This window comes from Exiguobacterium sp. 9-2 (assembly GCF_036287235.1).
Taxonomy (GTDB): Bacteria; Bacillota; Bacilli; order Exiguobacteriales; family Exiguobacteriaceae; genus Exiguobacterium_A.
On the sequence record NZ_CP142850.1, the window covers coordinates 2495689 to 2519615 of the forward strand.

Annotated in this window: 26 protein-coding genes; 8 read left to right on the top strand and 18 right to left on the bottom strand. The window is 49.0% G+C overall.

Features of this window, described 5'->3' with window-relative positions; all coding sequences use genetic code 11:
• Window positions 1-131: 131 nt before the first annotated feature.
• The 4 genes from VJ374_RS13120 to VJ374_RS13135 all read left to right on the top strand — a co-directional run bounded on the left by VJ374_RS13120 (window position 132) and on the right by VJ374_RS13135 (window position 5028).
• Window positions 132-2957, top strand: a complete 2826-nt coding sequence (locus tag VJ374_RS13120) for a sensor domain-containing protein (RefSeq protein WP_329469058.1) — start codon at window positions 132-134, stop codon at window positions 2955-2957.
• An 86-nt stretch (window positions 2958-3043) separates the two neighbouring features.
• The gene (locus tag VJ374_RS13125; protein WP_035410093.1) at window positions 3044-3925 is read left to right on the top strand and encodes a YitT family protein; all 882 of its coding nucleotides are present in this window, start codon (window positions 3044-3046) and stop codon (window positions 3923-3925) included.
• Window positions 3926-3948: 23 nt separating this feature from the next.
• Complete coding sequence (locus VJ374_RS13130; protein WP_290752469.1) at window positions 3949-4845, top strand: alpha/beta hydrolase; 897 nt, start codon at window positions 3949-3951, stop codon at window positions 4843-4845.
• 15 nt (window positions 4846-4860) lie between these two features.
• Window positions 4861-5028, top strand: a complete 168-nt coding sequence (locus VJ374_RS13135) for a hypothetical protein (RefSeq protein WP_329469061.1) — start codon at window positions 4861-4863, stop codon at window positions 5026-5028.
• A 49-nt stretch (window positions 5029-5077) separates the two neighbouring features.
• Here the strand turns inward: VJ374_RS13135 and VJ374_RS13140 are convergent, their stop codons facing one another.
• From VJ374_RS13140 to VJ374_RS13205, 14 genes are all read right to left on the bottom strand, one after another.
• Window positions 5078-5902, bottom strand: coding sequence for a squalene/phytoene synthase family protein (locus VJ374_RS13140; RefSeq protein ID WP_035410098.1), 825 nt, complete (start codon window positions 5900-5902; stop codon window positions 5078-5080).
• A gap of 194 nt (window positions 5903-6096) precedes the next feature.
• Entirely contained in the window at window positions 6097-6321 is a 225-nt protein-coding gene (gene csrA / locus VJ374_RS13145) for a carbon storage regulator CsrA (RefSeq protein ID WP_035410102.1), read from the bottom strand.
• Complete coding sequence (fliW, locus tag VJ374_RS13150) at window positions 6321-6761, bottom strand: flagellar assembly protein FliW (RefSeq protein WP_056063060.1); 441 nt, start codon at window positions 6759-6761, stop codon at window positions 6321-6323. Before fliW ends, csrA begins: the two co-directional genes overlap by 1 nt.
• Window positions 6762-6765: 4 nt before the next feature.
• Window positions 6766-7344 (bottom strand): DUF6470 family protein, encoded by a 579-nt coding sequence (locus VJ374_RS13155; RefSeq protein WP_329469067.1) that lies wholly within the window; start codon window positions 7342-7344, stop codon window positions 6766-6768.
• A 13-nt stretch (window positions 7345-7357) separates the two neighbouring features.
• Window positions 7358-8296, bottom strand: coding sequence for a flagellar hook-associated protein FlgL (gene flgL / locus VJ374_RS13160; protein ID WP_214852452.1), 939 nt, complete (start codon window positions 8294-8296; stop codon window positions 7358-7360).
• A 7-nt stretch (window positions 8297-8303) separates the two neighbouring features.
• On the bottom strand, window positions 8304-9830 hold the full coding sequence (gene flgK / locus VJ374_RS13165; RefSeq protein ID WP_329469069.1) for a flagellar hook-associated protein FlgK: 1527 nt from the start codon (window positions 9828-9830) through the stop codon (window positions 8304-8306).
• 12 nt (window positions 9831-9842) lie between these two features.
• Window positions 9843-10250 carry a flagellar protein FlgN gene (locus VJ374_RS13170; RefSeq protein ID WP_329469071.1) on the bottom strand — a complete coding sequence of 136 codons (408 nt, stop codon included), beginning with the start codon at window positions 10248-10250 and terminating at the stop codon, window positions 9843-9845.
• Between the two features lie 96 nt (window positions 10251-10346).
• Window positions 10347-10595: a flagellar biosynthesis anti-sigma factor FlgM gene (flgM, locus tag VJ374_RS13175; protein ID WP_035410118.1), complete on the bottom strand. Its 249-nt coding sequence runs from the start codon at window positions 10593-10595 to the stop codon at window positions 10347-10349.
• 36 nt (window positions 10596-10631) lie between these two features.
• The gene (locus VJ374_RS13180; RefSeq protein WP_155960182.1) at window positions 10632-10910 is read right to left on the bottom strand and encodes a hypothetical protein; all 279 of its coding nucleotides are present in this window, start codon (window positions 10908-10910) and stop codon (window positions 10632-10634) included.
• 144 nt (window positions 10911-11054) lie between these two features.
• Window positions 11055-11531: a ComF family protein gene (locus VJ374_RS13185; RefSeq protein ID WP_329469074.1), complete on the bottom strand. Its 477-nt coding sequence runs from the start codon at window positions 11529-11531 to the stop codon at window positions 11055-11057.
• A 161-nt stretch (window positions 11532-11692) separates the two neighbouring features.
• The gene (locus VJ374_RS13190; protein WP_290785632.1) at window positions 11693-12904 is read right to left on the bottom strand and encodes a helicase-related protein; all 1212 of its coding nucleotides are present in this window, start codon (window positions 12902-12904) and stop codon (window positions 11693-11695) included.
• Between the two features lie 243 nt (window positions 12905-13147).
• Window positions 13148-13996: a DegV family protein gene (locus VJ374_RS13195; protein ID WP_290752500.1), complete on the bottom strand. Its 849-nt coding sequence runs from the start codon at window positions 13994-13996 to the stop codon at window positions 13148-13150.
• Between the two features lie 134 nt (window positions 13997-14130).
• Window positions 14131-14823 carry a response regulator gene (locus VJ374_RS13200; RefSeq protein WP_029342537.1) on the bottom strand — a complete coding sequence of 231 codons (693 nt, stop codon included), beginning with the start codon at window positions 14821-14823 and terminating at the stop codon, window positions 14131-14133.
• Window positions 14820-15962, bottom strand: a complete 1143-nt coding sequence (locus VJ374_RS13205; RefSeq protein ID WP_329469080.1) for a sensor histidine kinase — start codon at window positions 15960-15962, stop codon at window positions 14820-14822. The genes VJ374_RS13200 and VJ374_RS13205 overlap by 4 nt, the downstream gene beginning before the upstream one ends.
• Window positions 15963-16091: 129 nt before the next feature.
• Here VJ374_RS13205 and VJ374_RS13210 point away from each other — a divergent pair, with 129 nt between their 5' ends.
• The 3 genes from VJ374_RS13210 (at window position 16092) to VJ374_RS13220 (ending at window position 18225) form a co-directional block, all read left to right on the top strand.
• Complete coding sequence (locus tag VJ374_RS13210; RefSeq protein WP_329469082.1) at window positions 16092-16733, top strand: YigZ family protein; 642 nt, start codon at window positions 16092-16094, stop codon at window positions 16731-16733.
• A 135-nt stretch (window positions 16734-16868) separates the two neighbouring features.
• Window positions 16869-17834, top strand: a complete 966-nt coding sequence (locus VJ374_RS13215) for an LCP family protein (RefSeq protein ID WP_329469084.1) — start codon at window positions 16869-16871, stop codon at window positions 17832-17834.
• A complete protein-coding gene (locus VJ374_RS13220; RefSeq protein ID WP_329469086.1) occupies window positions 17809-18225 on the top strand; it encodes a GNAT family N-acetyltransferase in 417 nt (138 codons plus the stop codon). The genes VJ374_RS13215 and VJ374_RS13220 overlap by 26 nt, the downstream gene beginning before the upstream one ends.
• Before the next feature lie 49 nt (window positions 18226-18274).
• Here VJ374_RS13220 and chrA read toward each other — a convergent pair whose 3' ends face one another.
• Genes chrA through VJ374_RS13240 form a run of 4 tightly spaced genes read right to left on the bottom strand, consistent with a single transcriptional unit; the run spans window position 18275 to window position 22145 of the window.
• On the bottom strand, window positions 18275-19426 hold the full coding sequence (gene chrA / locus VJ374_RS13225) for a chromate efflux transporter (protein WP_329469088.1): 1152 nt from the start codon (window positions 19424-19426) through the stop codon (window positions 18275-18277).
• Between the two features lie 52 nt (window positions 19427-19478).
• On the bottom strand, window positions 19479-20582 hold the full coding sequence (locus VJ374_RS13230; RefSeq protein ID WP_290785647.1) for a DUF418 domain-containing protein: 1104 nt from the start codon (window positions 20580-20582) through the stop codon (window positions 19479-19481).
• Window positions 20583-20640: 58 nt separating this feature from the next.
• Window positions 20641-21684, bottom strand: a complete 1044-nt coding sequence (locus tag VJ374_RS13235; protein ID WP_035410148.1) for a glycosyltransferase family 4 protein — start codon at window positions 21682-21684, stop codon at window positions 20641-20643.
• A 59-nt stretch (window positions 21685-21743) separates the two neighbouring features.
• On the bottom strand, window positions 21744-22145 hold the full coding sequence (locus VJ374_RS13240) for a Rok-like winged helix domain-containing protein (protein ID WP_035410150.1): 402 nt from the start codon (window positions 22143-22145) through the stop codon (window positions 21744-21746).
• A gap of 293 nt (window positions 22146-22438) precedes the next feature.
• Between VJ374_RS13240 and VJ374_RS13245 the strand changes: the two genes are divergently transcribed.
• Window positions 22439-23923 (top strand): N-acetylmuramoyl-L-alanine amidase family protein, encoded by a 1485-nt coding sequence (locus VJ374_RS13245; RefSeq protein ID WP_329469094.1) that lies wholly within the window; start codon window positions 22439-22441, stop codon window positions 23921-23923.
• Window positions 23924-23927 lie beyond the last annotated feature (4 nt).

A 23927-nucleotide genomic window follows, 5' to 3' on the forward strand; every position in this document is an offset into this window, starting at 1 on the left:
TAATCGTGATTTTCATATACTGGTTCACTTTTTTGAAAAATAAGTCTATTCCTTGAACGAATGTTGCAATTTCCATTTCCTACACCCGATACTAGTAGAGAGAACGTTAGTATCGTAAGGAGGTGACGTGGATGGCTTTTCATGAAGCGATGAATCGGATTCGTCAATCCGACACAGCCCCACTCTATATCGGTGGACTTGAAGTATCCCGTCCGGAAACGGCGGAAGCCTTCTTTCAGCAACAGACAGATGCAATCTTTTTATTTGATGCCTCTGGCACGATCATCTATTTCAACGAACAGTTACCAGACATGCTCGGCTATTCCGCTGAAACGCTCTATGAGCATTTTGCCGTCTTCAATCCGCCAGATCAGGTCGAAGCGGTGACATCCTTTTTCAATCGTGCGCTACATGGTGAGACCGTTCATTATACGGCACAAGGACTCCATGCCGATCAACACCGGGTTACGTTAAAAATTACGAACATGCCGATCGAACAAGACGAACAAGTCATCGGTGTCTACGGGGTCGCCCGCGATATCACACGTGAGAAACAACTCGAACAAGATGTCTCGTCGATTCGCTCTCAACTCGAACTGACGGAACAGATTCCAGAACTCGTCGTTTTCCACTTCGACGTCAACACACAAACGATCGAGTTTTCTCCCGCTTTGTTGCATTTTTTAGGTCTTTCAGAAGTCGACGCGACGACGCTTGATCAAGAACAGTTATTTAGTCGGATTCATCCACGTGACTTCGATCCGCTCCGGTTCGAGATGGAACGTTTGATTGCGGGTGAAAAAGAACGTTTTGAAATGGAAGTCTCCCTGCTGACGGCTGACGAAACGTATCAGCTGTTGCGCTTGAAAGCCTTCCATCGTCCGCATCATCCAAATCATCTGTCGGTCGTCCTCTATGACTTATCAGAAGTCGACGAGGCGCGGCGTCAACTCGTCACGGAACGGGCACAGGCACGTGAAATCTACGAAGCCGTCAATGCCGCGATCTCACAAATCGACTTGTTCTCGGGACGAATCCTGTTTCACTCACAAGGATTTCTGCATATCTTCGAAGAATTGCCAGAGAATTTAATCCTTAGTCGCGAGTGGTTGTACGAACGACTAGACGCGCGCGATCATGTTGCAATGAAACAATTCATCGGACGATTGGTTGACGGTCAGGCTGATACGATCCAGTACCGCCTTCACTTCCCGGATGGTCGCGTCAAATGGATTGAGGATCAACAGATCCCTGTCTTCCAACTGGACGGTACGATTGCCTATACGAATAGCATCATGCATGATATCACGCTTCAAAAAGCGTACGAGGAACGATTGCGGCAGCTCGCTTTGCGTGACGCTGTGACGCATCTGCCGAACCGGCAAGCACTGATTGAGACGATCGATGTGTGGCAACAGAAGGACCACCCCTTCTTCGTCCTGACCGTCTCCTTCAACCGGATTGCTGAGATCAATAATGCCTTCGGACATGGCTCCGGTGATCAGTGGCTAAAAGGAACGGCTGCCTTATTACAACAAACAAAGTCAGATGGAATGTTTCTCGGACATCTTGGTGGTGATGAGTATGCCTTGCTCGTACCGACAAGCTTTAAACAGGATGTGACGGCATGCGCTGAGGCACTACTCGATCTATCGGAAACACCGATCTCGATCGAACCATACGCCTTGTTCGCACGTATTTCCGTCGGGGTCAGTCGTTATCCGGAAGACAGTACGGACGCCGTCGAATTATTGAAGCATTCCTATACCGCCTTACGACGATCGCGTCGTGAAAATCACAGTACGATACACCACTACGCATCGAATCTCGATATCGATTATTACCGGCGCTACCGGCTCGAGCAGGACTTACATTACGCGATCGAACGTAATCAACTGTTTCTCGAATATCAACCGAAGGTCGACAGCTGGACAGGAAAGATTGTCGGTCTCGAAGCACTGATTCGCTGGCAACACCCGGAATGGGGACGGATTCCACCGAACGATTTCATTCCGCTTGCCGAAGAGAGTGCCTTACATGTCGCAATCGGAGACTGGGTCGTCGAGACGGCGTGTCGTTCGATGCAAGACTGGAAGGCGACTGGAGCAGAGCTTGTTCCAATTTCCGTCAACGTCTCACCGAAACGCTTCTTGATCCCCGGCTTCGAACACCATATCGAGCGGATGCTGTCGACGTACGATCTCGCGCCTGAGTTACTCGAACTTGAGATCACGGAAGCGGCTTTAATCATGGATGATCCGATGACGAGTCGGACACTCGAATACGTCAGCCGGATCGGTGTTCGGATCGCACTCGACGACTTCGGGAAAGGCTATTCCTCAATGGTCTACCTGCAACGCTATCCAATCGACGTCATCAAGATCGATCGGCAGTTCGCGACCCACATCACGGATGACGCCAAAGCCCAAGCAATCGTCAAAAGCATTCTCTATATGGCAGGTGAGTTCAATCTGACCGTCGTCGCAGAAGGCATCGAGACGCTCCGTCAGCTCGATACGTTCCGGACGCTCAATTGTCCGAGTATCCAAGGCTATCTATTCAGTCACCCGGTTCCAGCGGATGTCATGGTATCGTTCCTCCTGCGGGAGATTTTGTATCCAATCGAAGCCTGTTCCTTGTCGAGCGATACCATTCCCCGTTTTTCCGTCTCTGGGAAAGTTCGCATGCTGACACATCATGCCCAGTCGTTCGAACTGCCCTTCTCAGACATTAAAGCGCATCAAACGAGTACGCGGGCACTCTATTTTTCGTCAAAGACGTTGTTACCGTTGTCGGACGCAACGTTTGAGATTCGCTTGAGTGAAGGAGTTCAACTCGTCTCCTGTACGGTGACGATCACCGGACAACAAGATCATCAATACATCGGTGAATATACGAATCCGGCAGAAGCAGAACAGATCATGCGTTTCTTCCAGTCGTTACGTTATCGCCCTTGACCTCTCCACGAAGACGTTCACACACGTCTTCGTGCTTTTTTGTTATAGTAATCCTAAAGCGTTTTACTATAGAAGGGAGGAATGGCATGCAGTCACCACTACCTACGAAACATCATCGCCGCTCTACGAAAGGTCAGCTTTTTCGACGATTACTGATGCTGACAATCGGTGCCATCATCTTCGCACTCGGACTCAAAGGGTTCCTTGTTCCCAATAACATCATCGATGGCGGGATCGTCGGAATCTCGATCATCGGCTCAAAGGTGACGGATACGACGCTCGCTTTGTGGCTGTTCTTCTTGAACATCCCGTTCATCTTTTTCGGCTATAAGCAGATTGGAAAGACGTTTGCCCTGTCGACGTTATATGCGATCTTCGTCATGGCAATCGCAACGAAACTCCTCGAACACATCGGTCCCTTGACGAGTGTTGATCTGCTCGCGACCGTTTTCGGTGGCTTAATTCTCGGAATCGGCGTCGGGATCGTCATCCGTTCGAGTGGATCACTCGACGGAACTGAGATTCTTGCTGTCTCTTTCAGCCGCTCGACACCGTTTTCAGTCGGTGAGATCGTCATGTTCTTCAACGTCTTCATTCTCGGTGCTGCTGGATTTGTTTTCGGTTGGGACCGAGCAATGTACTCGTTGATCACCTATTTCGTCGCCTTCAAGACGATTGACGTCGTCATCGACGGACTCGATCAATCGAAGAGTGTCTGGATCATTTCGGAGAATTACGAAGAGATCGGTCTTGCGATCATGGACCGACTCGGTCGAAGCATGACGTACTTAAACGGGGAAGGTGCCTTTACCGGTGACGGCAAAAAAGTCATTTTTTGTGTCATCAGCCGGCTCGAAGAATCTAAACTGAAGGATATCGTTCGTGACTTCGATGAACAAGCCTTTATTGCGATCGGCAACATCCATGATGTCCATGGCGGTCGCTTCAAGAAAAAAGATATCCATTAACCGAACGAAGGGAAGGAACGCGGGTGTGGAAAAAACATCGTAAGAAAATCATCGGCGGCGTGATCGTCATCGTGACGCTCGCTGTCATCGTTGTCATCGGGATTTCCGGTTATGTCGGATCATCGTTGACGCAACCGGAACGCGAAGCCTTGACGACGACACCCAAAAAAGCAGAAGGACTTGACTATGAAGATGTCACCTTCCGTTCTTATAAAGACCGGACACGTTTGTCTGGCTGGTGGATGCCAAGCGAAGATGCGAAGTTGACGATCGTTTTCGCTCACGGCTATGGCAAGAACCGGGAACAAGATGATGTTCCTGTCTTCCCGCTATTTAAGAAGTTTCACGATGCCGGATACAACGTCTTGACGTTCGATTTCCGAGGATCGGGTGAATCGGACGGGAAACGCGTTACGGTTGGTGCCAAGGAACAAGATGATCTACTGACAGCTGTTCGTTACGCGAAGTCACGTTCTTCAAAACCGGTCGTCCTCTATGGTATCTCAATGGGCGCAGCGACATCACTCGTAACGGCACCGAAAGCGGATGTCGTCGGTGTCATCGCCGACAGCCCGTTCAGCGACTTAGAGAATTATCTCGCAACGAACCTGCCCGTCTGGAGCGGGTTACCGAACTTCCCGTTCACACCGATCATCCTTGAAATCACGCCACCGTTGACAGGTCTTAATCCAGAACGAGTCAAACCGGTCGAAGCGGTCCGGCGCATCGAGTACCCGATTCTGTTGATTCACGGGAAGGATGATGATGCGATTCCCGTCACGGAAAGCATGAAGATCCAAAAAGCTGCTCCGCGCTCGGAACTCTACGTGACGGAAAACGGCGGACACGTCCAGTCATACGCGCATGACCGGAAGGCGTATGAAGATAAAGTGTTGACCTATCTGTCTGACTTGCATTGATTGAAGGAGAGACACATGCAACAGCTATCTGTGTTCTTGACCTGGTTTGTCGCGTTGACGGTGATGGCGATCGGACTACTCGTCTCCCGTCGCGCTGGCTATCGTTTGCCCCATGGACGGACGATCGCTTTGATTTGGACGGGTTCTGCCTTGATTGGACTCGCTTTTTATCTATTACGTTAAAAACAGCCGCCCACTTCCTTGACGGAAACGGGCGGCTGTTCGTTTGTGCTTATCGTTTTAATACGGCGGCGCCGACGATCTTCAAGACTTCCGGACGACTCAGTTTTTCTTTCCCTTTTGCAAGGGCATCCAGCGTTCCATGTGCGAGTGCAAGTGGAATGTGACAGAATTCATAAATCGTCGTCTCCTTCGGAATGGACGCAAGGTACGCATCGGCTTCTGCAAGGTTCTCACGCGCATAGGCGAACATCGTATCCGTCGTCCAACCAGGTGGGAAGTAGCCGACACCACGCTCCGCATCTTCCTGTTGGTTACGAAGGATGTTGACGGCTTGCAAACCACGACCGAATCCGATCGCTTGCTGTTTATCGGTGACGATACCAGCCTTCCAGTACCAGATGTCGGATAACATAACACCGACAAGTCCCGCGACATAGTATGTGTACTCATCAAGATCCGCTTCCGTCTCGACCGTCCAGTCACGCTCAGCCCAGACCGCCATGCCTTCTGCCATCTCAGCCGTCGAATCGAGCACTTTCGGACGAATCGCAGCCGGACAATAGGCGATCCACTCCGGTAGACGAAGGGTCACTTCTGGTAGGTGTGCCGTATACGGCGCAATCAACTCAAGATAGGCGGTAGCGGAAAATGTGCCCCGCATCAACAATGCCGTCTCCCGGAGCAACATCGTCTTGACGTCCGTCGCCAAGTCTTCATGATCTTCAATCTCATCGATGGCGCGCATGCATAGATAAGCAGCACCGACCGCTTCCTGTAAGTCTTGCGATAGTCGACTAATCGGGATATAGAAGGTGCGACTCGTCGCTTTCAATACTCGGTTCGCGTCTTTTTTCAGCTGCTTCGTCTCATTCATTCCTGACAACTCCCTCTTTGGCTCAAAAGGTTTCTTTTCTCTCCATTACTATACACGATTCAACGCGTTTCAGCATTCGTTTCATGATAAGAAAGACTCCCTTTGCGCTAGATTCAGGCAAAGGGAGTCTTTTCATCCTCGTTTGAAGCGTATCGTTCACAAGAAAAATACGTTCCAATGACATTCAAATGGAATCATTTTTCCTGTTGTTTCAAGAGTTGTCCGATCAACCCTGTGCTACGGGAGGCTTCCGTGTTCTCTTCTTGGATCGACAAGTAGACTTCCTTCCGGTGGATGTCGACCTGTCGCGGTGCCTTGATACCGAGCTTGATTTGATCGCCTTCAATCGCAAGAATCGTCAGTTCAATGTCGTCACCGATTTGAATCGCTTCTCCCGTCTTTCGTTTGAGTACGAGCATCAGCGACCACCTACTTCCGTCAGGCTGCCGATCAGATGACGATTCGTATAGGTATCGTCTAAGATGATTTGTTTCGCGAGTCGTTGTTTCGTCTCCATGACGAAGGGTGCCCGTAAGTTCGTCGTCGACGTCGTGAACGGATCTCGTAACGTGACCGTCGTATAGACAGCGACTTGCGCCGTATCCTCGATCCCGAGCTGTTCTTTCGCTGCGTCTGGTAACTCGAAGACGTATTCCGGATCAATCCAGAACGGGTTCGTCACGACGAACGCACACTCCGGCTGATCAATCGATTGAAACGACCAGAATGGTACGCCCTCTCCAAATGGGAGCAGGATGAAGCGCTTCGCGTCCGGAAAACCTGGTAATTCGGACGCGAAAGTGATGATTTCCGTCTCGTCAATCGTGATAGTTCCAAAAAAATCGGTTTCGATTTGCATGTCGTTATCCTTCCCCGTCGAATATGCCACCAACCGGCCACATATTCAATTGATTTTGTTCTTGTAAGAAAATCTCGACCTGTCCGTCTTTTACGGTCAGCTCCGGTTGATGCGTTTCGACATCGATCTTCGGACGATTCGCGGTGTAGCTCAATCGGACTTCCGCTGGTGTAAAAGTCGTCTTGACCCGATCAAGACTCCGCGGGATGAATCCGAGTGTCGTCACTTCGGCAGGCGGTGCGTCGTTAGTTTTTGCAATCCGCGCGACCGTTCCCCCACCTTGCTCGATCCGCATCAGTTGATCCCCTTCCGATGCTCTCTGCGCGACCGCTTCCTGTCCCTTTTGTCGACCGTAGGCAGCGTACTGCCGAACGGACTCGAGCGCAGGAACACGCCCCATCTCGATCCAGGCTTGTGTCGAATCGATCTCAAGACGTGCCGCGACGGTTTCAATCGACAGTTCCCCGCGAGGCTGTTCGATCGAAAGGGAGGCAGGTGTCTGCTTCTGCTCGATTTGCGGACGCGTGATGTTCATCCCGATTCGTGCTGCCGTCTGACGCATTTCAAGATGTGGAAGATTCATCTGCCTTCACCCCTTATCGTAGGAAATCGAGTAACGTTGGTTGAATGATTCGTGCTCCGGCGCTGAGAGCCGCTCGGTGTAACGTTTCGTACGACTTCAGTTCCATGATGACTTTTTCCGCCTCGATGTCTTCGTTATCCGACATGACCGTCTTTGCGATGATTTCCTGATCCTCGAGCCGTGACGTGTTCAAATCCATCCGGTTGACCCGTGCCCCGAGATCCGCACGCGTCTCGACCGTGCCGTTCACCATCTCATCGATATCCTTCAACATACCGGATAAAGCAGCTCCATTATTGTCAGCATTCGTCCCTAGGGCATCGTAGACTTTTTTCAACGTCTGGAACGTTCCCGGTCCAAAGACGCTAAGTGGCGAGATGTTGACTTGGACTTCGATACCGGAAGAGACTTCATATTGAATTGATTCCGTCTCCTTACCTGTCGGATCTCCATCCGTGAAGACACCATCAACAGGACCTGAAGCACTTGCTAAGTAATCACGCAATCCGTCCATCGAGACGAATTCCGTATCCGTCTTCGTCCCGTTGAAGATCCCTTTTTCATTGTATTTCGTATTCGCGAGCGTCCCGATGTGTTCGATCAATTGACCGACCTCGCTCTGGATCGCTTTACGCTGTGTCGCATCATACGTATCCGTCGCCGCCTGTGTTGTCAACTCACGAATCCGGCTCATCGCCGACGTGACTTCGTTAAGGGCCGAATCCGTCAAGTCCATCCAGCCCGTTGCTTCACTGGCATTTTTCTTGAACTGTTCGACTTCTCGTACTTCCGTCCGGTAACGCACGCCCTGCATCGCGACGACCGGATCATCGGATGGACGCTGAATTTTCTTCCCGCTGATCAATTGCTCTTGAAGCGTGCTCAAGCGCTGGTAGCTAGAGGATAAGTGCCCGATATTCGTTTTCGTCAACATCGTTTGTGTTACTCTCATCTATTCATCACCGTCCTACGAGTCCCATACCGTTGATGATTTTATCGAGCATCTCATCGACGGTCGTAATATTTCGTGCTGCTGCATTATAAGCGTGTTGATACTGAATCATCATCGTCATCTCTTCATCGATCGAGACGGCAGACATCGACATACGCCGCTGGTCCGCACTCTCCATCAAGACAGCGGCACTTTTTCCGAGGCGCGCGACTTGGTCGGTCGAGACCGCCATGTTGCCGATGACGTTTTGATAAAACGAGCCGATCGTCGTCGTCGTGTTCGACTTCGTAAACGTAATGCTTGCTGTCTTCATCTTCGCCAGTTTCAGCGCCCCTTGGCTGTCACCGATGTTCCCGTCCGTCGACGTTGCAATGTTATCGAGACTCGCTTTGATGTCCGCACCGACGGAAATCGTTGCTGCCGTGATGTCGCCACTTGTCGAAGCAAAGAACGCATTCGATCCCGCTGTCCCGTCTTTTTTCAAGTTCGTCGCGTGCGCGGCGTTGAACGCATCGGCGAATGTTTTCGCCATCTCATCAAGTTGACTCTCCATCTTGACGTATTCACCGACAGCTTGACCGTTTCGTTCTTGACCATACATCTCGAGCAATCCGGATAAGCGTCCCGTCGTAAATCCCTTGGTCGTATCAAACGTTTGTGCTACTCCGTTCACTTCAAGACCGTTGTAAATCCCGTCGGTATTTTCGGTAAATCGGAGCGTCACGGCTGATGCAGCTTTTGCGTCAACGACTTTGATTTTCGTCCCGTCAGGCATCTTCAGCTCAATGTCGATTCGTCCTTCCGCGTTGCGTAACGCATTCCCCATCTTGCCATTCCCGATGTCCTGCGCGTCGACAGCTACTTTCTCGAAGTCGGTATATTGTGCGAGCTCATCTAAGTAGCGGTCACGTTCATCATAAAGCGCATTCGGAAGAGCACCGAGTGGTTCGACCGTATGAATCTCGATATTGATATTATTGATTTTTTGCAAGAGATCGTTGACTTTTTTCGTCGAGACATCAATTTCACTTTTTAAGTCTGATTTGACTTGATTGATTGCCTTCGACATATAATTGAAGGTCTGTGCGAGCGTCTCTGCTTTTTGCCGGACGACACTGCGTGCACCCGAGTCCTGCGGATTCGTCGACAAAGTCTGAAGTGATTCCCAGAATCCGTCGAATGCCTTCGCAAGACCCGTATCCGACGGTTCATTGATGATATCTTCCATCCGTCCGAACGCCGCTTCCTTCGTGCCGTAATAGGAAACTTTCGTCACTTCATCCCGGTATTGCTTATCGAGCATGATGTCACGAATCCGCTCGATCATTTCTCCGCGGACACCCGTTCCGACTTGACCATTTCGGCCAGATCCAAGCGATATCGAAAGCTGTTCTGTTGTTCCCATGACGAGACGCTGACGAGAGAATCCTTCCGTACCGGCGTTCGCAATGTTATTTCCAGTCGATTGCAGGGCCCACTGGTTCGTCGTTAATGCCCGACGTCCTGTCTCAAGCCCCATGAAAGTCGATCCCATCCGTATTCCTCCTTACGCGTTTCGGTTAAAGTGTGTCTGGTTCAGTGCGGACTGACCATATGTGAAGTCGTCTGCTTCTGGAATCAAGAGTTGGAGATGCCAATCCAAATAGTGCAACGATTGCTCGAGCAGCTCTGCGTTCAGTGCATTCAGCTGCCGCAACTGACCGATCGTCTGCAACAATGTCCGGAGTGAGTCGACATCTTCCGGATGCGTCGCGATCCATTCCGTCATCGTCACGCTCCCCATCAGTGCGAGCCGCTCTTGTTCTAGTCCTTCGATCCGTTTGATATGTACGGGTTCTTCCTTGACGATTTCAGACAAGCGACGCATGTCATTTGCAACCAAGACTTGCTTCTTTTCTTCTGCGAGCGCAAGTAAATGAGCATGCGCCTCGTTAAGCTGATTGATGAGTTGCATTCGGTTTCTCCTTCCGAATTAAAAAGGTTCCATTCATATAAAAAACGACCCGCGCATCCGTGCCCCGAGTCGCCTCCATTTTCTACGATGTTCCGCTTACAGGTTCAAGAAACGTTCCGCGATTTTTTTCGCGTCCGGTTTATAGGTTCCATCCTGGATCGCCTGCTTGAGGGATTCAATCTTTTCAGTCCGTGACGTCTGTGTCTCATTAAAACGCGCGCGCGCTTCTGTTGAGATACTGACTTCGTCCGGACGGTTCGTGCGTTGGTTTTTTGTTCCTTCTACTGATTGAGTTCTTTCGTACGTTTTGGGCATGTTCACCCATTTCGTAGAATCAATTCGCATGTGAACACCTGCTTTCTAGACTACAAGATTCTTAGTTCAAGTCCGATACGTCCTTGGTTTCGAAGAGTCAGAAGAGTCAAGCATCGCCTGGGCGAGGTCACGTCGTAAACGATCACGACATGCGGCACAAATCGTGCCTTCACGGGAGGGCTTCCCGCAATTCTCACACATGATTTCCATTTGGGAAATCTCGGAGATCAATAAGCGCCCTTCCTTGATGTAACGGAAGACGGTATCTCGACTGACACCCGTTCCGATCTCGACATCTTTAGGTGAAGTCCGGATTTTTCGTCGTTCTCGCAGAAATTCGCGCACCTTCTCAAAATCCGTATGATCCTTTCGTATGCAATCAATACACAGTTCTGAAGATTGACGCACGACTAACTTTCCGCAAGATTTACAATTGATGACATCCATTTCTTTCACCTCATATAGAGTATCGGCAGGATTGTCGCTTTCTTAAACACTTCGAAATAAAGTTACAGCAGAAATTTCTTTTGCGCCTGCCTCCTTCAGTCGAGACATTGCCTGCCGAAGAGTCACACCTGTCGTGTAGACGTCATCGACGAGCACAATGTTCTTCCCTTTGACGTCATTCGTCACGCAAAACGGATTACTTCGCGCAAGACGAGCCTGTCGTCCTGCCTTACTTTGGGCAGGACCCTCCAAACGATTCAAATACGGCGCGATTTTCCCACGCATCTGGCGTGCGATCAACTCCGCTTGATTGAAACGACGGTCTGCGAGACGCTCGGTGCTTAACGGTATCGGAACAAGAACAGCTTGTTTGATTTTTACCTTCTTCAAGTCATCGGTAAACATCTCAAGCAACGCAGTATCTCCGAGAAACTTGAACCGACGCATGAATTCCTTGGCTGCATCATTGTACAGATAAAGAGGTGTCGTCTGGAGCGTCAGCCCTTGCTGCCGCCACACCGTACAATCTGAACAGCATGGCGAACCCGGCTTTCCACAATCGACGCATTCCCCTCTTTTTACAAACTTTATTTTACAGGTCGGACAGGTCACTTGCCTAGTCCATAGATTTCCGAGTTCCCAACTAGGTAGATAGACCTCTTGACAGAATAAACATCGATTCATGGTTGCACGGCATTCGCTTTTTTAATGTGATGGATCGCTTCATACATCGCATCACTTCGGTCATTGGCGCAAAATAAAATGTCACCATCTGGATACGCCGACGATCGTCCGACACGTCCGCTGATTTGAATCAAGGCTGCCGTACTGAATCCTTGATCGGCATCAAGAATCGCAACCTGGACGTTTTCGATCGTCACACCCCGCTCTAGAATCGTCGTTGTCAGTAAGATTCCTGTCGATTGTCGAAAGCGTCGGACCTTCTCGACTCGTTCTGAATCCGCGGCATGGACCGTCTCGACGGTATAGCCTGCATCTGCGAATCGGTTCTGCCATCGCTCAAGCTCCGCAATACGCGAGACGAACACGAGCCGTGGTACAGCAGCATGACGCGCCAACCAATCGAATACGATCTGTTCGGTATAAGGTACGACGAGCTTTGGTACCGGTAACGGATACCCGTGATAGCGCCGCATCAGTCGGACTATCGGAAAGCGTCGATGCCAAAACGAAGGGGTGGCGCTTAATAAAATCAAGGCAGCGTCTTTCGTCATTGCTCGTTTGACGTACCGGTGCAACGTCCGGTCCATCCGGTAAGGGAAGGCATCGACCTCATCCAAGAAGACGACATCGAAACAATGCCGGTAATGAATCAATTGGTGTGTCGTACTGACCGTGATGTCACCTAACTCGAGACGCTCCGACGAACCACCGTATAAAGAGACAATGGACGTATTTGCGAATGCTCGCTTCAAATGTCCTGTCAATTCTCGGACGACATCTGCCCGAGGTGCTGCGACAAGAACACGTCGTCCGTTTGTAAGGGCGTCGGCGATTCCTGGAAAGAGCATCGGCGTTTTTCCGGCACCACACACGGCATGGACAAGAAGTCGTTTCGGACGCAAGACGGTCTGCTGGATTGCTTGTGCGATGCGCAGTTGCGCCGGCGTCAACAACAATGGTCCGTGTTGCGACGGGATCACTGGATCAAGCGCCTCCAAATCCGTCACGAGCCTCCCGCAGCTTCGCAATTTGCCATAAGCGAGACATTTTCGACAATAATAACAGGCTTTTCCACATGTACAGGCACCTCGTACTGGTAGTGCACCACACCGTTGACAACGCCATGTTACGGCTGGCATGTATCGATATGTTTCGTTTGGTGTATCTATCCATTCAGCAGGTACGAGTCGTCCTCGAAGATCCATCATCATGACCTCTCCTTTCTGTGACGTTCCTTTCTCGCATATGCCTGGTATCTCCTTGTCCGCATACGTTCCTGCTCCATCGCTTTTTTCCTCAGTCAATTTAAGAGAATAGCGTACATTATGCCTCTAAAAGTCCTCGTAAGTAGAATCATTCATGAAAATCGAGGATTTTGACAAAACAAAAGCAACAGGTATTCTCAATGTAAGAGAATTCCTGTTGCTCATCTGTTTTATCGGTTATGTTGTTCATTCCGCTGCATGATACCACGTGATCCCAATTGCACCAGGTCCGAGGTGTGTCCCGATGACGGGTCCGAAGAAGCTCATCTCGATGCGCGCCTGCGGGAAAAGTGCCGTTAGTTCGGCAATTTCTGCTTCTGCTTTCATAGAATCCTCCGCATGGATGACACCGATGACATATCCTGCTCCGTCCCCTTTGATGTCTTCCTTCATCATTTCCTCGATTCGATTGACCGCTCGCTTGAACGTCCGGATTTTTTCGAACGGAACGATTTTCCCGTCGATGAAGTGAAGGACCGGTTTTATCTTCAGAAACGAGCCGACGAATGCCTGTGTGACACTCAAACGTCCACCACGCTGAAGGTGGGCTAGATCGTCGACGACGAAGTAGGCTCGAATCTGTTTTTTTAATGTCTCCAGACGATTAACGATCGTCTCTGCCGTCGCTCCTGCATCTCGCAAACGAACGGCTTCTTGGACGAGAAACGCTTGCGGCATACAGGAAATACGTGAATCGATTGGATGAACGTTAACATGCTCCACCATCATGTTGATCGTATGTAACGCTTGATACGTTCCACTGATCCCACTCGATAGTGTGATACCGATGATATCCGTTCCTTCCGGCAATTGCTCGAACGACGCAACGAGATCACCGATGTTCGGTTGTGATGTCGTCGGGAGGCTGCCCGTCTGGATGCGTTTATAAAATTCAGCTACTGAGATGTCAAACCCTTCTCGATAGGCGTCACCGTCGAAGATGACACTAAGTGGTGCGACGTGCACTTGATGTTCTTCACAATAGGTAGTTGGCAGATAGGCTGTGCTATCCGTTAAGATCACAATCTGGCTCATCCGTGAATTTCCTCGCTTTTATAGTTCCGTCGTGACGCTGCCGAATGTGACACGCCACAATCGTTTTTAAGTGTAGCATTTTTCCTTGGATAAAAAAAGAAAGACGGGAGCCCCGGCTCCTGTCTTTCGAGATATTAGACGACGACCCATCCACGGCGAATTGATTCGACGACGGCACCAGTTCGGTCCGGTACATTCATCTTCCGAAGGATCGATGAAACGTGGTTCTTAACCGTCTTTTCACTGATGTATAACGTATCGCTGATCGCACGGTTTGAGAAGCCGTCCGCCAGTAACTGTAAGACTTCGCATTCGCGACGTGTTAGAACGTGGAGCGGTGCTTCCGCGACTCGTTTTTCAACAGGCTGTGATGCCATCGTTTGTTTCATCTTCATCAAACGACGATATTCCTGTAACAAGTTCGGTGTGACCTTCGGATGGACGTAGCCACCTTCGCGGTATACGGAACGAATCGCATTGACGAGCTCATCGGTTGCCATTTCTTTTAAGAGATAACCGACCGCGCCTGCACCGAGTGCATGCATGACATATGTCTCATCATCATGAATCGATAAGATGATGACACGGACGTCCGGATAGACTTCCATCAGACGTTTTGTTGCTTCGACACCATTGACTTGCGGCATGTTGATATCCATTAAGACGATATCCGGTTGGTGGGTTTCGACGAGCGAGATGACTTCCGCTCCACTTTCCCCCTCCGCTACGACGACGAACTCTTCTTCGAAATCAAGAATTCGTTTAACGCCTTCACGGAATAACTGATGATCGTCGACGATGACTACTTTCACTTGCTCGTTGTTCACAGTGTTTCCCCTCTCGCTTCGGATTCCTCGATTGGAATCTTTACCTTGATGACCGTACCTTTTCCGGGTTGCGTCTCGATTTCGAATTCACCATCGATCAATTCGATCCGTTCACGCATACCGACGAGTCCGAATGACTCGTCACACGACGCGACGATGGAATCAAAATCAAATCCAACGCCATTATCCTTTACATGGATTCGTACGGAATGTTGATATTGTTCTATGATAATACGAATGTCACTCGCTTTGGAATGCTTAACTGCATTTTGAACGGCTTCTTGCACGATTCGGAAAACGGCGACTTCATACGTCGAATCGATTCGTTCACCGCCTCCGAGATAGTTGAAGTGAACCGGAATATTCGAAATTTCTTGAATATGACGAAGATAACGTTCGAGCGTCGGAACGAATCCGAGATCGTCAAGCGTCATCGGACGTAAATCGTATATGATACGACGGATATCAGCAAGCCCATCCCGAATCAACGTCCGTAAACGGTGAATCTCTTCAAAAGCTGCCTCTGCCCCATTGTGCTGGTGAATCTTTTCAATCAAATCTGCCCGGATCAAGACATGGGCAAGCGTCTGTGCCGGACCATCATGCATATCGCGCGACAGCCGGCGGCGTTCATTTTCGGCGGACTGGAAGACTTTTAGACCCATCTCCTGCTTTTGCATCGCCTTTTCATATTTTTCATTCATCATCTGCATATCGTCCGTCAAGAAGTTCAAGACGACCGAGACACGTCCAATCAATTGATCTGCTCGTTCTATCGTCTCATCGAGCTGAATCAGTCGGCGCTCGAGCTCATCACGTCGTTTTCGGCAATTCATCTCGTCTCGTTGATTGATGAACGATTCGAGCTGCAACGCGTTTGCAGTCTCATAGGCCGACCGGACATCCTGTTCCGAGTAGCTGTCGAAGTTTTTACTGACGACGACGAGTCGCGCCTTCGCATCCTTGATGTGCCGTTCAAGTCGTTCTGCTTCTTTTATATAGTCGTGCACCCGAATCTTCAGGTCGCGTAGTTCTTGCTGAATTTCGGCATACTGTTCGCGAGAACTTTCCGTAATCCGGACGATTTCTTCCCGACTCTCTTCTACGACGCCGATGATGTTCTGTACGATATCATTCAAGGATAGCCGCTCCCTCATCTCATTCGTCATGGTACTCCCTCCATTCCTTGCCAGTCGTCTACGGTTGTCTCTCTCTTGGAACGTCGTTATGCTAGAAAGAACTAGTTAACGAGGAGGACATTTTTGATTATGACATTATCTAATTATTATACAGTAAAAGAAAACGGTTTCCACGAAATCATTATCCAAAAGTCACGATTCATTACCTATTTAGCGCGTGCAACGACGGAAGAACAAGCCCAGGCGTTCATTTCCGAGCTGAAAAAAAAACACCACGATGCGAACCATAATTGTTCCGCCTACGTCATCGGTGAACGCAATGAGATCCAAAAAGCGAATGATGACGGTGAACCGAGCGGAACGGCCGGTGTTCCAATGCTTGAAGTATTGAAAAAGCGAGACTTACGCGATACGGTCGTTGTCGTGACACGATATTTCGGCGGTATCAAGCTCGGTGGCGGTGGATTGATCCGCGCTTATGGTTCGAGCGTTTCTGAAGCACTGAACGCAGTCGGCGTCGTCGAACGGATCGAACATACTGTCGTCTCCGTCACCGTCGATTATACATGGCTTGGAAAACTCGAGAACGAACTGCGGACAAGCGTCCATCCAATTGATCAGATCCATTACCTCGATCAAGTCCAGATCGACGTCCTCGTCAAGACAGCCGATGTTCCGGATTTTCTCGACTGGATGACGAATATGACGAATGGTCAAGCTGAGTTGTCAAGCGGCTCTAAACGCTACCTCGAACGTGACATTATTTCCTGAACTGCTATACTGATTGTAAAGAATTTTAAAGTTTTTCAAAAATTCAGATAAAGTTAGGAGTTAATGAACGTGGAAGAGCGAACCCGAAGCAATAAAAAAAAAGATAAAGAAAAACGTTCTTTGTTCAAAGTGTTCGTGATCAGTTTTCTTATCGTGCTTATTGGCGGAGGGGCGACCTTCGCGTATGTCGCGTACAAGACATTTCAGACTGCAAACGACTCAAAAGTCGATTTAGCTCGTGGTGACAAGTCTGAGAAACGAAAAGCTGCGATTGATTTGACGAAAGACCACTTTTCTGTCTTGCTTGTCGGAACGGATGAACGACCTGGCGATACCTCCTCACGTGCTGACACGATGATCGTCGCGACATTCAACAAGAATGATCAGACGGTCGATATGGTCAGTATTCCTCGTGATTCACTTGTCCAGATTCCTTCGGTTGGTTATGAAGATAAGATCAACCATTCCTATGCCTTCGGTGGCATCGATTCAACGATTGAAACCGTCGAGACATTACTTGATATCCCAATCGACTATTATGCCTCGATCAACTTCAATGGTGTCGTCGCGATCGTTGACGCCTTAGGTGGCATCGATGTCGACGTCAAATTACCAATCGATACGCTCGACTCATCCGATAAGCGCAATGGCGTCAAATTGGAGCCGGGGAAACAAACGTTGAACGGGGAGGAAGCACTCGCTTATGCCCGAATGCGTTATCAAGATCCTGAAGGTGATATCGGTCGAACAAAACGCCAACAACAAATCGTCGAAGCGATCGTCGATCAATCCACCTCATTCGGTTCCATCACGAAATTGAACAGTCTGATGGATGCGACCGGTGATAACTTCAAAACGAACATGTCGTTGACGGAAGCATTCCAATTGCAACCATTCATCAAAAAAATCGGTTCGATCAACCGGATTGATTTAAAAGGAACGGATACGAAAATCAATGGCGTCTACTACTACCAACTTGATCCGACTTCACTTGCGGATGCAAAAACGACGTTGAAGGAACAACTCAACCTACCGACTGACGAGACGACGGACGGTACGACGACGGAGGCTGCAGATGATTCGGCCGCTTCAACCAACTGATCACGCGTCACTGTTACAGGTGCAACGTCGTGCATATCATGTGGAAGCTGCGTTACTCGACGCGATTGATTTCCCACCATTACGCGAAACATTGGAGGAGATCGACGTTGAAGCACCGACCGGCTTCGTTTTTCTTGTAGGCGATACGCTTGCTGGTGCCGTGACGGTTGACGACCTGACGATCACACGTCTCGTCGTGGATCCGGCATACTTCCGCCAAGGGATCGCACGATCCTTGTTGCAACATCTATTCGAACACAGTCACGCGAAACATGTCATGACCGGTGCGCGTAACCGACCCGCGCTCGTTCTTTATGCTCGCTTCGGCTTCACGGAAGTTCAACGCGTATTCCGCGATGAGATTGAACTCGTCTTCTTGACGCGCATGTGACGTCTAATAACAAAGCAGCAGTGGACAAATGTCCGCTGCTGCTTTGTTATTAGAAGAAAAGAAACCCGAGCACTGCACCGATCAGGACAATGCGAAGTGGTGACTGCTTGTAAAAACGTAACAGACAAAATAATCCGAAAGCCATCAAGAAGTCGAGTCCACTTTTAATACTCGATGTAAAAATCGGATCGTACAATGCCGCGAGTAAGATACCGACGACGGCAGCGTTGACCCCGATCAACATCCGACCAACCGACTGATTTTTTCGGATGCGATCCCAGTACGGCAAAACACCGATGACGAGTAAGAAACCGGGTAAGAAAATCGCAAGCGTCGCAAGGATGCCTCCAGAAATACCAGAGATGATCGTACCGAGATACGTCGCGAATGTGAAGAGAGGTCCTGGTACCGCTTGTGCCGCTGCATATCCGGCAAGGAACGTATCCGTATTCATGAGTCCAGGTACGAGCGATTGCTCAAGAAACGGCAAGACGACGTGCCCGCCACCAAAGACAAGAGCTCCGGCACTGTACATGATACTCGTCAGCTGGATGGTTCCAGTTGTCGCTTGAGCGAGAAGCGGTGTGACGGTGAGTAAGACGAAAAACAAGGCGAGTGCGGTGACGCTAAACATTCGTGGTACGCGAATTGACAACGAACCACCTGTCTCCGTTCCTTCTTTGAACCAGAAGAAGGCAATAAGACCTGCGAGTAGTAAAACTCCGACTTGCACCAATGGATGGGCAATCAAGAGCACGCCTGCGAGCGCCAGTAACATCAAGGTCAGGCGTTTGGCACCTGTCGCAAGCTTCATTCCCATACCCAGAACGGCGTCAGCGACAATCGCGACCGCAACCAGTTTTAATCCGTGAATGAATCCAGCTTCTGCAACGTCGAACCGTGTCGCAAGAAGCGCGAACAGAATCAAGGCGATACTCGACGGCAACGTGAAGCCGATGAAGGAAATAATTGCTCCTGCTACCCCACCACGGATCAGTCCGATGCCCATTCCAACCTGACTCGAGGCTGGACCAGGTAAGAATTGACAGAGCGCGACTAAGTCAGCATAGGCTTTCTCGTCGATCCATTTTTTCCGTTTGACATATTCTTCATAAAAATACCCGAGATGGGCGACCGGACCACCGAACGACGTCCATCCGAGCTTAAACGACACTAGAAAGATTTCGATTAGACGATGCATGTTTCACCTCCATCTTTCATTTTACATAAAAATTGTTAAGTTCTCGTGAACTTCAATGATTTTTCTTCCCGTATGTTCCCTTTCGCCACAATTTCTCCATGGGACCTTGTGCATGATGCTTTAGATATCTGTTTGATGCGATACCTTGCGTAATCAAAAGCAGGAACACAAGTAACAGACCTTGCCATAAAGGCGTCGTTTCAAACTGACCGCTCAGGAAGATGAAACATGTAAAGACGAGTGTGTGCATTAAATAGTTCGTCAATGCCATCCGTCCCAGTCCAGCAAACCACCGCATTCGTCCAGCACGGACGAGTAATGCGACAGCACAAGCATAGGTGATAGCAAGCGTCCGACCTGATAACCAGACATAAAAGAGATTAGATGAACCGTCTGGTACGTCCATATGTGAATGAATGATTCCTACGAATGATGGCACCGTCAGCAACAGGCTGATTCCGAGCGTCCACCAGAGAAAACGATTCGTCGGCGGTCGTGTGCTGAAACGTTCCATCAACAATGCCCCGATTAAGAACAGCGACAGAATTTGCGGCCATATGATACCGGTGTTCAGAAAGGATTGCGGTAGTTGAACGGTTATCTCATCGTGAATGAAGCCGACAATATCCCGGGAAGCGACCAACGATTGCAAGAAATCATTCTCTTCGATACTCGATTCATCTCCGAATTCGTTAGCATATTGGTAAATCGATATGTAAATCAGGAAAGTATACACTTGACCGACGACTGCAACTAACACTTTCGTAATCGGCTTTGCTTTCGTAAATAATAACAAGATGAAACCAGTCAACGCATACGTATGTAAAATATCGCCCTGCCACAAGCATAAATGTACTAGTCCAATGAGAAAAAGAATCCCTAGACGACGCGCAAAAATCATCTTCGATAATCCTTTTTGTCGCAAACGCTGGATGAACAAATAGAATCCTGCTCCGAACAAGGCACTAAACAGCGTATAGAATTTCGTCTGGATGAAAAGGTCAAAAAACAGACGAATCCATTGGTCCGCTTCTCCCATCATCGCATGTGATCGATCCCCAAGAAAACTTGGCATATTGACGAATAGGATTCCGCATAATGCAAAACCCCGTAACACATCTAAATAAATAATGCGTTGATTCAACTGTTGTTCCAACCTAACACTTCCTTCCTAAAAAAAGACCGCTCATTTTCTGAGCGGTCTTTATCATACGCTATCTCGATGTAAAACGTTCCAACAAATTCAATAATGGACGATAGCGTTCACCGAGCAAACCAAGCGACTCGACTAAAATATCGAGAACAAGCAGTAACATGACGAGGGAGACAAGTGCCCCAAGTGAGTTCGTCTGAGAAAAGAGAACTGCCGTCATCCCAAAAATTGCACAGAGTCCATAGATGACAAGGACCGCTTGGCGCATTGTAAAGCCAAGATCAAGTAACCGGTGATGCAAATGAGCTTTGTCCGGTGCGAATGGCGGTTTTCCTTGCAACACCCGGCGGACGATCGCAAATAACGTATCGGAAATCGGGATACCAAGCAAAATGACCGGGACGGCAAGTGAGAACAGCGTCACGTTCTTGAATCCAAGTAACGACAACACACCGAGCATATACCCGAGGAACAAAGCACCCGTATCGCCCATGAAAATCTTCGCTGGGTAAAAGTTATGGAACAAGAAGCCGAACGTACTCATCAATAAGAGAATCGCGACGATCGTCACGTAGACGTTTCCTTGGATGACGGCAAGACTGATCAATGTCAACAAGACGATACTTGAGACACCGGCTGCTAAACCATCTAATCCATCAATCAAGTTGACGGCGTTCGTGATCCCGATGACCCAAAGGAACGTCAACGGAACACTCCACCACCCGAGATATAATTGTTGGTCGAACGGTAGATTGATGAACTCGATCCGAATCCCACCGTTGAGGACAATGACGGCGGCAACGATTTGCCCCATCAGCTTTAAACGGGCATTGAGCTGGAATCGATCATCAAAGGCACCTGTCAAAATAATAACGAATCCGCCGACTAGAATATGCGTCGCATACGGACTCGAAGGTTGTAAGATAAAATAACCGATCATGAACGCGATATAGATCGCAAGTCCGCCAAGTCGCGGCATGATTCGGACATGTACTTTTCGCGCGTCTGGACTGTCAACGGCACCGACTGCAATCGCAAAGCGTTTCACGACGGGTGTGATCAGTAAGGCGGCGATAAAACAGACGATGGACGCAGTCCATAACATAGTAACATCACGCTCCTGCGCGAATTATATCATAAAAAAAAAGAGCCGACGAGCGGCTCTTACATGAAGATCGGTACTTCAGCAGCTGGATCATATGTATAGATACCGCGTCCGACTTTCTTAATGGCAGGGTTTGCCTGTTCGACTTTCGCCATCAATTGATAGATATTGCTGATTTGGTGGCGATAACGTAACTCGAGTTCCATTTGGATATCACGTGCTGTCATCGATTCACGCTCGCGCATTAAATCACTGATTTGGTGCACGTAGACTTCTAGTGGATACCGTTGATTGACGCGACGTTGCTTTAACGGACGCTCATGCGTGACGGCGATTTCTTGCGAATGTTCTCCCGTTCCACGGCTTAATTCCGAGATCAAATACTCGGCGCGTCGTTGCAGACGACGGTATTCCTCTTCGATTTCCATTAGTTCGCGGTAGATGTGTTCACTGTTCCCCATTCCTTGCCCCTCTTTCCTATTTTATACATTAATGTTTCAGTTGTGTTTCAATTGTATGTATTTTGAAATATGTTAAACTATAATTTGCCTCGATAATATATAATTTCTTTAATTATTTAATTATCCTGTAATATTTTCATATCCTTACCGATAAATTGGCTACACTTCATATTAACAGAAAGGAATGAAAACGGAACATATAATTTCGAGATTTAACTATTTTAATAATACTTAAGTTCTATTAATACAAGATATATCTTTCTTATTTTAACGAAAAGGAGACTGGAAATTTAATGGGCAAATTACCTAAAACATTTCAGACCGCTTTAGTACTTTCGTTGGTATCCGGTTGCTTCGCTTCTACTTCTACTGTATCGGCTGCGACCGGCACAACCTTTACGAAAACTTCGTATCAGACGACGGATGCTTTGAATTTACGTAGTTCGAATTCGACCTCTTCGAAGAAACTACTGACGATCCCGAAGACGACGAACGTCACGTCAAACTACCGTAAAGGCTCTTGGTATAAGTTGTCATATAAAGGAAAGACGGGTTATGTGACGGGATCTTACCTGAAAAAGATTGAGAGTGGTACGTCCTTTACGAAGACGTCCTATAAGACGACCGATGCGTTGTCCTTACGTAGTGCGGCAACGACATCTTCTAATCGCTTGTTGACGATTCCTAAAGGGAAAGGCGTACAATCGAGTTTTAAAAGCGGAAATTGGTATAAAGTGACCTATGCGAACAAGATTGGTTATGTTTCGGGTTCTTATTTGAAGAAAGTAGCTGCACCAGCTAAAACCACGGTCTATACGACGACCGATCGCTTGAACTTCCGTTCGTCCCCTTCGACGTCCGGGAAAGTACTTACAACGATTCCGAGTGGAACAGCAGTCAGCTCCCTCGCCGTTAAATCGAACTGGCATACGGTGCAGTACCAAGGGAAGACAGGTTATGTCATGGGGACATACTTGAAGAAAGGGGCTTCCGTCCCTGCCTCGACGACTGGAAACGTTGACTACAGTGGTTCGAAGATGTATGTCTTGATCTCGTCCGGTAACAGTGTCGCTCTTCGTGCGAATACTTCAACGCTCAGTGGTCAAATCGCCCGTCTCGGTCGGGGGACCCCTGTCGTCGTCACGAATCCGTGGCATCAAACGAAAGGCTTCGTCGCCGTCCGGACAGCGAGTGGTCAAAGCGGTTATGTCGATGCGACGTATCTGACACTGTTCCAACCGGCACCATCAAACCGTCCATTGCTTGTCCTTGACCCAGGTCATGGTGGACATGACGCAGGCGCGGTTCGTTACGGCGTTACGGAACGTGACATCGTCCTTGCAGTCACGAAACAAGTCGCTGAACGTCTTGCCGGAAAAGTCGATGTGACGATGTCACGTTATACAAACGATTACTACCCGTCACTTGGAGAACGGAGCGCCCTTGCGAACAGTCATGCGACGACTGCTTTCGTCAGTGTTCATATCAATGCTTCAACGAGTGAACAGGCATATGGAGCAGAGACCTTCTACTATAAGGGTGCTTCTTCGATCAACCTCGCTCAGAACGTTCAGCAACGTCTCGTCTCGTATGCTGGCATGCGTAACCGAAGCGTTCACTATGCGAACTATGCTGTCATTCGCGGCACACAAGCGCCATCGATTCTAGCAGAACTCGGTTTCCTCTCGAACAGTTCGGATCGTGCGAAACTTACGAATCCGACATATCAATCCCGCTACGCGCAAGCAATCGCGGACGGAATCCTCGCTTCGCTTTAAATCA